At 71.3% G+C, this 13,321-nt stretch carries 11 protein-coding genes; 1 reads left to right on the plus strand and 10 read right to left on the minus strand.

Annotation, left to right across the window (positions count from 1 at the left end; genetic code table 11):
• Positions 1-82: 82 nt before the first annotated feature.
• Positions 83-925 (plus strand): COG4705 family protein, encoded by an 843-nt coding sequence (locus D9V36_RS13940; protein WP_129294057.1) that lies wholly within the window; start codon positions 83-85, stop codon positions 923-925.
• Between the two features lie 81 nt (positions 926-1,006).
• Here D9V36_RS13940 and D9V36_RS13945 read toward each other — a convergent pair whose 3' ends face one another.
• The 10 genes from D9V36_RS13945 to D9V36_RS13990 form a co-directional block, all read right to left on the minus strand.
• Positions 1,007-1,333 (minus strand): hypothetical protein, encoded by a 327-nt coding sequence (locus D9V36_RS13945; RefSeq protein WP_129294058.1) that lies wholly within the window; start codon positions 1,331-1,333, stop codon positions 1,007-1,009.
• Between the two features lie 110 nt (positions 1,334-1,443).
• Positions 1,444-2,340, minus strand: a complete 897-nt coding sequence (locus D9V36_RS13950; RefSeq protein WP_129294059.1) for an LLM class F420-dependent oxidoreductase — start codon at positions 2,338-2,340, stop codon at positions 1,444-1,446.
• A 300-nt stretch (positions 2,341-2,640) separates the two neighbouring features.
• Positions 2,641-4,149, minus strand: a complete 1,509-nt coding sequence (gene gatB / locus D9V36_RS13955; protein ID WP_129294060.1) for an Asp-tRNA(Asn)/Glu-tRNA(Gln) amidotransferase subunit GatB — start codon at positions 4,147-4,149, stop codon at positions 2,641-2,643.
• 16 nt (positions 4,150-4,165) lie between these two features.
• Positions 4,166-4,399, minus strand: coding sequence for a hypothetical protein (locus D9V36_RS13960; RefSeq protein WP_030087700.1), 234 nt, complete (start codon positions 4,397-4,399; stop codon positions 4,166-4,168).
• Between the two features lie 5 nt (positions 4,400-4,404).
• Complete coding sequence (gene gatA / locus D9V36_RS13965) at positions 4,405-5,898, minus strand: Asp-tRNA(Asn)/Glu-tRNA(Gln) amidotransferase subunit GatA (RefSeq protein ID WP_129294061.1); 1,494 nt, start codon at positions 5,896-5,898, stop codon at positions 4,405-4,407.
• A 5-nt stretch (positions 5,899-5,903) separates the two neighbouring features.
• Positions 5,904-6,200 carry an Asp-tRNA(Asn)/Glu-tRNA(Gln) amidotransferase subunit GatC gene (gene gatC / locus D9V36_RS13970; protein ID WP_006602950.1) on the minus strand — a complete coding sequence of 99 codons (297 nt, stop codon included), beginning with the start codon at positions 6,198-6,200 and terminating at the stop codon, positions 5,904-5,906.
• Between the two features lie 256 nt (positions 6,201-6,456).
• Positions 6,457-7,275 carry a class I SAM-dependent methyltransferase gene (locus D9V36_RS13975; protein ID WP_129294062.1) on the minus strand — a complete coding sequence of 273 codons (819 nt, stop codon included), beginning with the start codon at positions 7,273-7,275 and terminating at the stop codon, positions 6,457-6,459.
• Between the two features lie 494 nt (positions 7,276-7,769).
• Positions 7,770-9,878 carry a putative bifunctional diguanylate cyclase/phosphodiesterase gene (locus D9V36_RS13980; RefSeq protein WP_129294063.1) on the minus strand — a complete coding sequence of 703 codons (2,109 nt, stop codon included), beginning with the start codon at positions 9,876-9,878 and terminating at the stop codon, positions 7,770-7,772.
• Positions 9,879-10,034: 156 nt separating this feature from the next.
• A complete protein-coding gene (ligA, locus tag D9V36_RS13985) occupies positions 10,035-12,251 on the minus strand; it encodes an NAD-dependent DNA ligase LigA (protein ID WP_129294064.1) in 2,217 nt (738 codons plus the stop codon).
• A 31-nt stretch (positions 12,252-12,282) separates the two neighbouring features.
• Entirely contained in the window at positions 12,283-13,296 is a 1,014-nt protein-coding gene (locus D9V36_RS13990; RefSeq protein ID WP_129294065.1) for a methionine synthase, read from the minus strand.
• Between the last annotated feature and the right edge of the window lie 25 nt (positions 13,297-13,321).

The following is a 13,321-nucleotide window of genomic DNA, read 5'->3' on the forward strand; positions in this document are numbered from 1 at the left end:
GAGCACGCGTGACCCCTGCCCGGCGCCCGACATGCAGAGAGTTGCCGACACGGCGCACCGCGCCGGGAGGGCGGACAGGACGATGGCGCAGTCGAGCAGCGAGGCGCTGGCACCACCCGTGGGCGGGGACGGTTTCCGCACCCTAGCGGCCGAGGGTGGACACGGGCCGGGCTGGAGCAAGGTACCGCAGGTCACAGCGCTCTTCTGGGGCGTGAAGGTACTCACCACCGGCATGGGAGAGACGGCCTCCGACTACCTCGGCCGGACGCTCGGCCCGATACCGGCCGGCAGTCTGGGACTCGCCGGGCTGGTGGCCCTGCTGATCCTCCAGTTCCGGACCACCCGCTACCGGCCCTGGATCTACTGGTCCGCCATCGTCATGGTCAGCGTGTTCGGCACGATGGCCGCCGATGTCGTGCACGTCGTGGCCGGCATCCCCTACACGGTCTCGGTCATCGCCTTCTCCCTCGGCCTGGCCGCACTCCTGACCGCCTGGTACGTATCCGAGGGAACGCTGTCCATCCACAGCATCCGCACCCGCCGCCGCGAGACGTTCTACTGGGCGACGGTGCTCGCCACCTTCGCCCTCGGCACCGCCGTCGGCGACCTCACCGCGGGCACCCTGCGCTGGGGATATCTCCCCTCCGGCATCCTGTTCACCGCCCTCATCGCGGTGCCCGCGCTGTCCGGACGCTTCCTCGGGCTCAACGCCGTCGCCGCCTTCTGGTGGGCGTACGTCCTGACCCGCCCGCTCGGAGCCTCCTTCGCCGACTGGATGGGCGTCTCCACCGCTCGCGGCGGCCTCGGCTGGGGAACGGGCCCGGTCACGCTGGCACTCATCGCGCCCATCGTGCTCCTCGTGGCCTACCTGGCGATCAGCCACAAGGACTCCCCGGCCGAGCGGCCGACCACGAGCACCGTCTGAGGGCAAAGGAACAGCGACAGCGATACCGTCCCGCCAAGACCGCATCTTCCCGGGTATCCCCTCGGCTCTTACGCCACGTCATCAGCTGTCGATGGCACGTCCCGCTTCCCGGCCGGCATCCGTACTGCGAAGCCAGCAGGGCTCGAAGCGGTCCAGGGATGTCAGCTCACCCCATTCATCCGAAATGTATTCAAGGATCTTCTGGGTGCTGCCCGGCCAGTCGAGGAAGTCGCACTGATCGGCAATCGAAGTCGAGAGTTCACCGGCCTTCATGAGGCCGGTGGAGAGAAGAGACTTCACGACGACAAGTGCGGCGCCCTTGATATCGCGAGAGGCCGGTTCGCCCGGCTGGTTCCACCAGGATTCCTTCTCGCTCTCCACGAGGGCGACAACGGTGGTGAGCCCCACCCAGTCCTCACCCCCTTGAAAAAGCACTTCCGCTACCACTGGATTTTCCACTCCACGGCACCCCCATGCCCTGCCGAAGCCACAGGCCAGTCCTCCACACAGGACATGGCTTACAGCAACACCGGCGCCAGTTCCCGCAGTTGCTCGATCCCCAGCCCCCGGTCCGACGCCACGGGCTGGACGGCGACATGGTCCGCTCCGGCCTCGTGGTGTTCGGCGACCCGCCGGCGGATGGCGTCCGCGTCGCCCCACGCCACGATCGCGTCCACCAGCCGGTCGCTGCCGCCGCCGAGGAAGTCCTCGTCCCCGAAGCCGAGCCGTCGCAGATTGCCGGTGTAGTTCGGCAACTGCAGATAGGGGCGCAGATGGTGTTCACGGGCCAGTGCGCGGGCCGTCGCGGGGTCGGACTCCAGCAGCACGGCCTGTTCCGGCGCGAGCAGCGGACCGCTGCCGAGGATTTCGCGGGCGCGGGCGGTGTGTTCGGGGGTGACGAAGTACGGGTGAGCGCCGTCCGTCCGGTCCCGCGCCAGCTCCAGCATCTTGGGGCCGAGCGCCGCCAGCACCCGGCCCGGCGCCGGATCGGCCCTCGGGCCGTCGTACGGGGCCCCGTCCATCGCGTCGAGATAGGCCCGCATCGCCGCGAGCGGCTTGGCGTAGCTGTGGCCGCGCACATCCACCAGCGGGGCGTGGCTCGCCCCCAGGCCGAGCACGAAGCGTCCGTCGTACGCCTCGGCCAGGGTCTGGGCGGCGGCGTGCGCGGCGGACGCGTCCCTGACCCAGATGTTGGCGATGCCGGTGGCGACCGTGATCCGCTCGGTGGCGGCCAGCAGCAGACCGGCCAGGCTCACTGACTCGGTGGCCGGCGTCTCGCCGATCCACAGGGCGCCGTACCCCAGTTGCTCGATCTCGGCCGCCGTCCGGCGCGCGACGGCGGCCGGCACCCTGCCGAGCCCGCCGTGCCAGACGCCGACCCGGCCGATCCTCGCGGCGAGAGATTCGTGCTGCACCGTTCCTCCAACTGGCCCAAGGGCGATGCCCCGTCCCTGCCCTCGTCCTCGCCCTCGGACGGCGGAGGGGCCTCTCCTCGATCACAGCATGGCGGCGGGCTCCGGCATTCCCGTCGGACCGGGCCGATCGGAGGACCGGGCCGAACAGGTGGGCGGGCCGATCGGAGGACCGGGCCAACCGGATGGGCGGGCGACCGGGCGGGCGGGCCGACCGGATAGGCCGTACGACAAAGCGGCCGCCCTCCCGAGAGTGACTTCTCGGGCGGGCGGCCGCTCAGCGCTGCCGGACGGGTGAGGGCGTCAGCCCTCGACGCCCAGCTTCTCCAGGATCAGCTCACGGACGCGGGCCGCGTCCGCCTGGCCCCGGGTGGCCTTCATGACCGCGCCGACCAGCGCGCCGGCCGCGGCCACCTTGCCGCCGCGGATCTTGTCGGCGATGGCGGCGTTGGCGGCGATCGCCTCGTCGACGGCGGTGCCCAGGGCGCCCTCGTCGGAGACGACCTTCAGGCCGCGCTTCTCGACGACGGTATCCGGGTCGCCCTCGCCGGCCAGCACGCCCTCGATGGTCTGGCGGGCCAGCTTGTCGTTGAGCGAGCCGTCGGCCACCAGCGCGGTGACCCGGGCGACCTGCTCGGGGGTGATCGGCAGGGCGGCCAGCTCCACGCCGTCCTCGTTGGCGCGGCGGGCGAGCTCGCCCATCCACCACTTACGGGCCGAGGCGGAGTCCGCGCCGGCGTCGACGGTGGCGGTGATCAGGTCGACCGCGCCCGCGTTGAGGATCGACTGCATGTCGTGCTCGGAGATGCCCCACTCCTCGCGCAGCCGGTTGCGGCGCACCCGCGGCAGCTCGGGCAGGGCCGCCCGCAGTTCCTCGACCCACTCGCGGGAGGGGGCCACCGGCACCAGGTCCGGCTCGGGGAAGTAGCGGTAGTCCTCGGCGTTGTCCTTGATGCGGCCGGCCGTGGTGGAGCCGTCCTCCTCGTGGAAGTGCCGGGTCTCCTGGACGATCGTGCCGCCGGAGGAGAGCACCGCGGCGTGCCGCTGGATCTCGAACCGGGCCGCACGCTCGACGGAGCGCAGGGAGTTGACGTTCTTGGTCTCCGACCGCGTACCGAACGTCTCGGTCCCCTGCGGACGCAGCGACAGGTTCACGTCGCAGCGCATCTGGCCCTGCTCCATCCGGGCCTCGGAGACGCCCAGCGCCTTGATGAGCTCGCGCAGCTCGGCGACGTACGCCTTGGCGACCTCGGGGGCCCGCTCGCCCGCGCCCTCGATGGGCTTGGTGACGATCTCGATGAGCGGGATTCCGGCGCGGTTGTAGTCCAGGAGGGAGTGCCGGGCGCCGTGGATACGGCCGGTGGCACCGCCGATGTGGGTGGACTTGCCGGTGTCCTCCTCCATGTGGGCGCGCTCGATGTGCACCCGGAAGATCTCCCCGTCCTCCAGCTGTACGTCGAGGTAGCCGTCGAAGGCGATCGGCTCGTCGTACTGGGAGGTCTGGAAGTTCTTCGGCATGTCCGGATAGAAGTAGTTCTTCCGGGCGAAACGGCACCATTCGGCGATGGAGCAGTTCAGCGCCAGGCCGATCTTGATCGCGGACTCGACGCCGATCGCGTTGACGACCGGCAGCGAGCCGGGCAGGCCGAGACAGGTGGGGCAGGTCTGCGCGTTGGCGTCCGCGCCCAGGGTGGTGGAACACCCGCAGAACATCTTGGTCTTGGTGCCGAGCTCGACATGGACCTCCAGGCCCATGACGGGGTCGTACGCCGCGAGGGCGTCCTCGTACGACACCAGGTCAGTGACAGTCACGGTGAAACTTTCCCTCTCAGCCCAGCAGGACGTCGTCGTCGCCCAGGCGCTTCAGTTCGCGGTAGAGGATCGCCAGGCCGGTGACGATCGCCGCGGCCGAGACGGCGGCGTCGATCAGGCGGAGCGTGTCGTTCTCCTGACGGGCCAGCTTGGCCTGCTTCGCGACGCTGAGGGCGCCGAAGGCGGTGCTGCCGATCGACAGGTACAGGCCGCCCTTGGACTTCTTGAAGTTCTTGGCCTTCTTGGTCATGGCGCTCACAGTGCAGGTGCCTCCTCTAGCAGCGGGTGACCCCACTTGCCGGTGAACGCGGCCTCGACCGCGGCACCGACCTTGTAGAGCCGGTCGTCGGCCATGGCAGGCGCGATGATCTGCAGGCCCACCGGCATCCCGTCCTCGGGCGCCAGGCCGCAGGGCAGCGACATCGCCGCGTTGCCCGCCAGGTTGGTGGGGATCGTGCACAGGTCGGCGAGGTACATCGCCATCGGGTCGTCGGCGCGCTCGCCGATCGGGAAGGCGGTGGTCGGCGTGGTCGGCGAAACGATCACGTCGACCTGCTCGAAGGCCTTCTCGAAGTCGCGGGTGATCAGCGTCCGCACCTTCTGGGCGGAGCCGTAGTACGCGTCGTAGTAGCCGGAGCTGAGCGCGTACGTGCCGAGAATGATCCGGCGCTTGACCTCGGCGCCGAAGCCGGCCTCACGGGTCAGGGCCGTGACGTCCTCGGCGGACTTGCTGCCGTCGTCGCCGACCCGCAGGCCGTAGCGCATGGCGTCGAAGCGGGCCAGGTTGGAGGAGCACTCCGAGGGCGCGATCAGGTAGTACGCGGACAGCGCCAGGTCGAAGGACGGACAGTCCAGCTCGACGATCTCGGCGCCCAGCTCCTTCAGCAGCGCCACGGACTCGTCGAAGCGCTGGATGACACCGGCCTGGTAGCCCTCGCCGCGGAACTGCTTGACGACGCCGACGCGCATGCCCTCGACACTGCCGTTGCGGGCCGCCTCGACGACCGGCGGGACCGGCGCGTCGATGGAGGTGGAGTCCAGCGGGTCGTGGCCGGCGATGACCTCGTGGAGCAGCGCCGCGTCCAGGACCGTACGGGCACAGGGGCCGCCCTGGTCCAGGGAGCTGGAGAACGCCACCATGCCGTAGCGGGAGACGCCGCCGTAGGTGGGCTTGACGCCGACCGTGCCGGTGACGGACGCGGGCTGGCGGATGGAGCCGCCGGTGTCCGTGCCGATGGCGAGCGGGGCCTCGTAGGAGGCGAGGGCGGCGCTGGAGCCGCCGCCGGAGCCGCCGGGGATCTTGGTGAGGTCCCAGGGGTTGCCGGTCGGGCCGTAGGCGCTGTTCTCCGTCGACGACCCCATGGCGAACTCGTCCATGTTGGTCTTGCCGAGGATGACGACGTCGGCGGCCTTGAGCTTCTTGGTCAGCGTCGCGTCGTACGGCGGGAGCCAGCCTTCGAGGATCTTCGAGCCGACGGTGGTGGGAACGCCCTCCGTCGTGAAGATGTCCTTGAGCGCGAGCGGGACACCGGCCAGCGGGCCGAGCTTCTCGCCGCGGGCGTGCTTCTCGTCGACGGCGCGGGCCTGGGCGAGCGCGCCCTCGCGGTCGACGTGCAGGAAGGCGTGCACCTTCTCGTCGACGGCCTCGATGCGCGCCAGGTGGGCCTCGGTCACCTCGACGGCGGTGACCTCGCCGGCGGCGATCTTCGCCGCGATCTGGGCGGCGGTGAGCTTGATCAGGTCTGCCATGTCGGTCACTCCTCACCCAGGATCTGCGGCACCTTGAAACGCTGCTGCTCCTGGGCCGGGGCGCCGGAGAGCGCCTGCTCGGGGGTCAGCGACGGACGGACCTCGTCCGGCCGCATGACGTTGGTCAGGGGCAGCGGGTGGGAGGTCGGCGGTACGTCTTGGTCGGCGACCTCGGAGACGCGGGCGACCGCGCCGATGATGTCGTCGAGCTGTCCGGCGAAGTGGTCGAGCTCTTCTGCCTTCAGCTCCAGACGTGCCAGCCGGGCGAGGTGGGCGACCTCCTCGCGCGTGATGCCAGGCATGCAGCGATCCTCTGGTGTTCTGGGCGGAGTGTTCCGGGCGGAGAGTCCAGCGGAGTCTTCTCGTCGAATGCTCCTGTGAACTTTTCCGGCCCAATCCTATGGCGTACGCAAGAGCTGCCGCGAAACCGTTTCGCCGGGGGCGGCCGCGAGCGCCGGACCGGGGGCGATTTCGCCCTCCGCCGGAGGGCGGCGCGGCCCTGGGCGCGCCGGGACGCCACACCCGGCCAGGGAGCCGGGAAGAGCCGGCGAGGAGTGGCTAGTCGAGGCCGGGGCTGCCTTCCGAGGGCCGGCGGCCCCAGGCCGAGATCATCGGTGAGGTGGCGAGGTCGAGGCGTCCTGCCGCGATGTTGGCGAGGTGCTGCTCGATCTCGTCGTCGGTGGCGAGGCCCGCGGCGGTGAGCTTGTCGCGCACCTGGTGGACCGTGGCCGCTTCGAGGGCGTCGCACGCGGGCGAGGCGATCGGGAAGTAGGCGTCGGCCTCGACATCGGCGAGGCCGGCCTCGCGCAGCAGCCGCGGCAGCTTCCGCCCGTAGGCGAGGTCGGCACCGCGCTGCCGCAGCAGCTCACGGAAGCCGCCGCGCAGCCGGTTGGCGAGCTCCTGCTCGGGGCCGTACGCGTCGGGGCAGATCAGCGGCTGGAGCGCGGGGTCGGCGTCCTCGATCAGCAGCCAACCGCCGGGACGCAGCGCCCGGACCAGGGTGCGCAGCGCGGCATCGCGGTCGGCGACATGGACGAGGACGAGTCGGGCGTGGATCAGGTCGAAGGGACCGGCCGGGGGCTCGTCGAGGGCGACGTCGTGGCGGAGCACTTCGACTCCCTGGGCCGCGGCCGTTCCGGCCCAGGACACATCGATATCGGTGGCGAGCACGCGCCCGCGGGGCCCGGTGCGCTCGGCGAGCCACGCGGCGACGGTCGGCCCGCCGGCACCGACCTCCCAGCACCGCCACCCCTCCTCGACCCCGACCGTCTCGAAGTGCCGGAACGTCGAGGCGTCGAAGAGCGCGGCCAGCGCGTCGAAGCGGGTCCCCGCCTCGGCCTGCTGGTTGTCCAGAAGGTACTCGTTGCCCTGGCTCATGCGCCGATCATTCCATGACCGAACCGCTGTGCGAGGGGGGCGGGCGGGCCCCAGGACCGACCGACCAGCCGACCGGCCGGCCGACCAGCCGACCGGCCGCGACCCGGAGTTGTCACTGTTGTCACTCTCGCGCCGGACCCCTGCCGGGGGCGCCAGGCGGCAGGGACACCTGGGACCCTAGGGAGCCTCCGGCCCGGACGGCTCATCCGCCTCCTCCGCCGCCCCGGCCTCATCAGAGGGAACGTGTTCACCGGACGCGTCGGAGGCTTCGTTCGCGCCGGAGGTATCACTGCCGGCGGCCACGTCACCGTCGCCCGGCGCATCGCTGCCTGCGAACACCGCGCCGTCTCCGGACACGCCGGTCAACGCGCCGGGCACGCCAACTTCGCCCGCCTCGCCGCTGTCCGACGGCCCGAGTTCATCGGGCCGGACCGCTGCTGAGGGCGTCTGTGCAGGTTCTTCGGAACGGGGACATGGGACGGCCGGTGGCCGGGTCAGTTCAAGACCTGTCCCGAAGGGCGCTCGGCGGCCTTCTCCGCCGCCAGGGCGGCCTTCTCCGATGCACGCTGCCAGCCACGCTCGCCGCGGGCTCTCAGCCATGCCGTGGTCTCGTCCGGTGGCATCGCGGCGGCCACCAGCCAGCCCTGTACGGCATCACAGCCCAGATCGCGCAGCCGCTCCCAGGTCTCGTCGTCCTCGACGCCCTCGGCGACGACCAGGAGGCCGAGGGAGTGGGCGAGGTCGAGGGTGCAGCGGACGATCTCGGCGTCCTCGTTGTCGACGGCGAGCCGGGCCACGAAGGAGCGGTCGATCTTCAGCTCGCTCACCGGGAGCCGCCGTAGATGGACGAGGGAGGAGTAGCCGGTGCCGAAGTCGTCGAGCGACATCTTCACGCCGTGCGCGGTGAGCCCGGCGAGGGTGTCGGCGGCCCGCTGCGGATCCTCCAGCAGGACATGTTCGGTGATCTCCAGTTGGAGGGCGCCGGGTGGGACGCGATGCCGGGCGAGCCGGGCGGCGACCGCCCCGGCGAAGCCCGGGGAGTGCACATCGCGCGGGGAGACATTGACCGCGACCGGCACCTCCAGGCCCATCGCGCGCCAGCGCGCCACCTGGGCGAGCGCCGTTTCGAGGACGTACTCCGTCAGCCGGGGCATCAGCCCGGAGGACTCGGCGATGGCGATGAATTCGTCGGGTGGCACCCGGCCGCGGTCCGGATGCACCCAGCGGACCAGCGCCTCCAGCCCGGCGACATGCCCGTCGAAGCCGACCTTGGGCTGGTAGTGCAGCTCGACGTCGCCGGCGTCCAGGGCGCGGCGCAGATCTCCCAACAGGCCTAGGCGGTCGGGGGTGTTGCCGTCCCGCTTGGCCTCGTAGAGCTCGACCCCGCTGCGGTCGCGCTTGGCCTGGTACATGGCCACGTCGGCGCGGCGCAGCAGCCCTTCGGCGTCGAGGGCGTGGTCGGGGAAGACGGCGACCCCCGCGCTGGCTTCGAGCACGAGGGTCAGTCCGTCGAGGTCCAGCGGGGAGCCGAGGGCGGCGACGAGAGAGCGGGCCACCCGCTGGGAGCTGGTGAGGGAGTCGGTGGTGGGCAGCAGGACGGCGAACTCGTCGCCGCCGAGCCGGGCCGCCTCGGCGCCGCGCGGCAGGGCATGCCGCAGACGGTCGGCGATCTGCAGCAGCAGGCGGTCGCCGGCCAGGTGGCCGAGGGTGTCGTTGACGGAGCGGAAGCGGTCCAGGTCGATGAGGACCAGCGCCGAGCGGGAGCCGACGCGCTCGGCATCGTCCAGCGCGGTCCAGGTGCGCTCCAGCAGCCACTGGCGGTTGGGCAGGCCGGTGAGCGGGTCGCGCAACTGCTCCTCGGCGCGGGCGCGGGCTATCCAGAGGGTGGAGTCCAGCGCGATGAGCGGGACCGCGAACAGCGGCAGCAGCAGCGGGGCGTAGAGGGCGCAGACGGCGATCAGCGGGGAGATGCCGAGCAGGGCGATGCCGACGAGTGCCTGGCGCAGTACGGCCGTTCGGGGGATGGCGGGCAGCTGGCCGGTGCGCGGGGCGAGGCTGAGCCACAGGAGGCCGCGGCTGACGAAGAGGTAGCCGGCGGCGGTGACGACGACTTCGGGGAGGACGGCGAGGTTCCAGGCCGCCGGGGCCCAGGGGTGGCGGACGCTGGAGATCACGCCGAACGCGGCGAGGCCGAGCGCCGCGGCGCCGATGCCGAGGATGTCCACGGCGCCGTGCACCACGGCCTGTCGCCAGCGGTGCCGCCGGGCGGCGCCGACCAGGACGACGACGGAGAGGCTGACGAGGGTGGCGGGCACCCAGCCGTAGAGCAGCAGGACGGCCAGGGACAGGGCGGCGCCGGAGCCCGTGCCGCCCCACCAGCGGTCCCGGCCGAGGGCGACCAGATGGCCGACGATGACGCCGGTGAGGATCGCCAGCGACCAGCCTATGGCGGCGCCGGGGAACAGCGCGTCACCTTTGCCGAGGGTGATGATGACGCCCGTGGCGAGCGCGAGGCCCGCCACGAGGACGATGGTCGCGGGCAGCGCGGGCACGACGAGCCGCCGGAGCCGCGACGCCGGAGCGGCGCTGTCGGTCGGTTTCATTCCGATCCCTCTCACAGCCGGCTGTGCCCGCGCCACGGCAGGCGCACTCCTCAACAGTAGGCCGCGGAGGGCCGCCACGGGCAGCGATCGACGACGGTTGCCCGAATGCGACCCGGCGTCGCGGATCAATCTGGTATGCGCCGATGGGGTGACACCTCACTCCTCCTCAGGCGGAGTGACAGCTACCGCTCGCGCTGCGTCAGGACCCTGCTCCAGCAGCACCGCGAAGCCATCATCGTCCAGCACGGGGACCTTCAACTGCATGGCCTTGTCGTACTTCGAACCAGGGTTGTCGCCCACCACTACGAATCCGGTCTTCTTCGAAACGGAACCGGTCACCTTCGCTCCGAGGTTCTGTAGGGCCTCTTTCGCGCCATCTCTGGTGTGTGACTGAAGTGTGCCCGTTACGACGACGGTGACGCCTTCGAGCGGACGCGGGCCCTCCTCACCCGTTCGCTCCTCCTCCATCCGGACACCGGCGGCCCGCCAGCTCTCGATGATCTGCTGGTGCCAGTCCACGGCGAACCACTGCTTCAACGAGGCGGCGATGGTGGCTCCGACACCGTCGACGGCGGCCAGCTCCGTCTCGTCCGCGTCCCGGATGCGGTCGATCGAGCGGAACTCCCGCGCCAGCGCCTCGGCCGCCACCGGGCCCACATGCCGGATCGACAGCCCCGTGATGATCCGGGCCAGCGGGCGCTCCTTGGCCGCCTGGATGTTCTCCAGCATGGCCAGGGCGTTCTTCTTGGGCTCGCCCTTCTGGTTGGCGAAGAAGGTGACGACCTTCTCCTCGCCGGTCTTCGGATCGCGCTTGGGCAGGCCGGAGTCGGGGTCGAGGACATACGACTTGATGGGCAGCAGCTGTTCGATGGAGAGGCCGAAAAGATCGCCCTCGTCCTTCAGCGGGGGCTCGGCGGGCTCCAGCGGCTGGCTGAGCGCCGTCGCCGCGACATAGCCGAAGTTCTCGATGTCCAGGCACTTGCGGCCGGCCAGATAGAACAGCCGCTCGCGGATCTGGGCGGGGCAGGCACGGGCGTTGGGGCACCGCAGGTCGATATCGCCTTCCTTGGCGGGCTGCAGCGCCGTCCCGCACTCGGGGCACTCGGCCGGCATCACGAACTCCCGCTCGCTGCCGTCCCGCAGGTCGACGACCGGGCCCAGGATCTCCGGAATGACATCGCCGGCCTTGCGGATCACGACGGTGTCCCCGATGAACACGCCCTTGGCCTTGACCACGTCCTGGTTGTGCAGGGTGGCGAACTCCACCTCGGAGCCGGCCACCGTCACCGGCTCGACCACGGCGTACGGCGTGACCCGCCCCGTACGGCCGACGCCGACGCGGATGTCGACGAGCTTGGTGTTGACCTCCTCCGGCGGGTACTTCCAGGCGATCGCCCAGCGCGGCGCCCGCGAGGTCGACCCCAGTCGCCCCTGCAGCCGGATCTCGTCCAGCTTGACCACCACACCGTCGATCTCGTGCTCGACGGCCGTACGGCGGGTCTCGGCGTCGCCGTAGTGGGCGATGAACTCGCGCACCGCCGCCAGGGAGTCGACGACCTTGTTGTGCGTGGCCGTCGGCAGGCCCCACACCTTGAGCAGGTCGTAGGCCTCCGACTGGCGGTCGATCTCCAGGCCTTCGCGGGCGCCGATGCCGTGGACGACCATGTGCAGCGGGCGGAGGGCCGTGACCTTGGGGTCCTTCTGGCGCAGCGAACCGGCCGCGGCGTTACGGGGGTTGGCGAACGGCGGCTTGCCCTCGGCCACCAGCCGCTCGTTGAGCTCCAGGAACTTCTCCATCGGGAAGAAGACCTCCCCGCGCACCTCGACCAGGTCCGGGATCCGGTCGCCCGTGAGACGGTGCGGGATCTCGGCGATGGTCCGGACGTTGGGCGTGATGTCCTCGCCCGTACGGCCGTCGCCGCGGGTGGCGGCGCGGGTCAGCCGGCCGTGTTCGTAGGTGAGGTTGACCGCGAGGCCGTCGACCTTCAGCTCGCACAGGAAGTGGTATCCGGCGCTTCGGGGATCGCCGCCCAGCTCACCGGCGATCCGCTCGGCCCAGCCCGCCAACTCCTCGTCGTCGAAGGCGTTGTCGAGCGACAGCATCCGTTCGCGGTGCTCGACCTCGGTGAACTCCGTGGCGTACGCCCCGGCGACCTTCTGGGTCGGCGAATCGGGGGTGCGCAGCTCGGGGTACTCGTCCTCCAGGGCCTCCAGGGAGCGCAGCAGCCTGTCGAACTCCGCGTCGCTGACGACCGGGGCGTCCTTCACGTAATACCGGAAGCGGTGCTCCTCGATCTGCTCAGCGAGCTGCGCGTGCTTCTCCCGCGCCGCCGCGGGCACGTCGGATTGAGCTGCGTGCTGTTCGCCAGCCACCGTCTTGTCCTCCCGTGGTCCTTGAGTGCGGTCACTCAGGGTTGTCTGCGAGTGATCTCGCCGCCCGGACGCAGTGGGCGAGGGCCGAGCGGGCATAAGCGGGCGAAGCGCCCGCGAGCCCGCACGCGGGAGTGATCACCACGGACTCGCTGAGAGTCCCCGGCGTCAGCCCCAGCCTGCGCCACAGCGTCCTGACCCCCATGACGCTACCGGCAGGGTCTGACAATCGGCTGTCCACGCCCGGCACCACGCCAGCGAACAGCGCCGTACCGCCTTCGACGGCCTCGCCGATCGCCTCTTCCTCACGCTCGGTGAGCAGGGAGAAATCGAACGAGATGCCCGTGACACCGGCCCGCCGCAGCAGCCCGAACGGCACCTCGGGCGCGCACGAGTGGACGACGACGGGGCCGCCGTCCGCCACCGCGACAAGATCACGCAGCGCGCCCTCGACCACCGCCCGGTCCACGGCGCGGTGGGTGCGGTAGCCGCTCGCGGTCTTCACCCGCCCCTGGAGCACGGCCGTCAGCGAGGGCTCGTCGAGCTGGAGCACGACGTGGGCGCCCGGCACCCGCCGCCGCACGTCCGCGAGATGGCCGCGCAGCCCCTCCGCCAGGGACGCCGCGAGGTCCCGGCAGGCCCCGGGATCGCCGAGGGCCGCCTCGCCGTTGCGCGTTTCCAGGGCGGTGGCCAGGGTCCACGGGCCGACCGCGGAGACCTTCAGCGGCCCCTCGTAGCCCTGGGTGAACTCCTCCAGGGCGTCGAGGTCTTCCCCGAGCCAGGAGTGGGCGCGCCGGGTGTCGCGGCCCGGCCGGTCGCTGATCCGCCAGCCGCTGGGCTCCACATGGCCGTAGACCTCGACGAGCAGCCCCAGGGTCCGCCCGATCATGTCGGCGCCGGGCCCCCGGGCCGGGAGCTCAGGGAGGTACGGGAAGGCCTCCAGCGATCCGGTGACGGTCTTCGCCGCTTCCCGCGCGTCACCGCCCGGCATCGACCCGATCCCGGTCGCCGCACCCGCGGCCCACTTCTGCGTGCTGTTCTCGCTCACCCAGGCAGGGTATGCGGCGGTCCGG

Source organism: Streptomyces lydicus, assembly GCF_004125265.1.
In the GTDB taxonomy this organism is placed as follows: domain Bacteria; phylum Actinomycetota; class Actinomycetes; order Streptomycetales; family Streptomycetaceae; genus Streptomyces; species Streptomyces lydicus_C.

Bases quoted from the DNA above. Each gene is read 5' to 3' on its own strand.
- D9V36_RS13940 (WP_129294057.1), top strand. From the start codon at position 83: ATGGCGCAGTCGAGCAGCGAGGCGCTGGCACCACCCGTGGGCGGGGAC.
- D9V36_RS13960 (WP_030087700.1), bottom strand. From the start codon at position 4,399: ATGACCAAGAAGGCCAAGAACTTCAAGAAGTCCAAGGGCGGCCTGTAC.
- gatA (WP_129294061.1), bottom strand. From the start codon at position 5,898: ATGGCAGACCTGATCAAGCTCACCGCCGCCCAGATCGCGGCGAAGATC.
- gatC (WP_006602950.1), bottom strand. From the start codon at position 6,200: ATGCCTGGCATCACGCGCGAGGAGGTCGCCCACCTCGCCCGGCTGGCA.
- D9V36_RS13975 (WP_129294062.1), bottom strand. From the start codon at position 7,275: ATGAGCCAGGGCAACGAGTACCTTCTGGACAACCAGCAGGCCGAGGCG.
- D9V36_RS13980 (WP_129294063.1), bottom strand. From the start codon at position 9,878: ATGAAACCGACCGACAGCGCCGCTCCGGCGTCGCGGCTCCGGCGGCTC.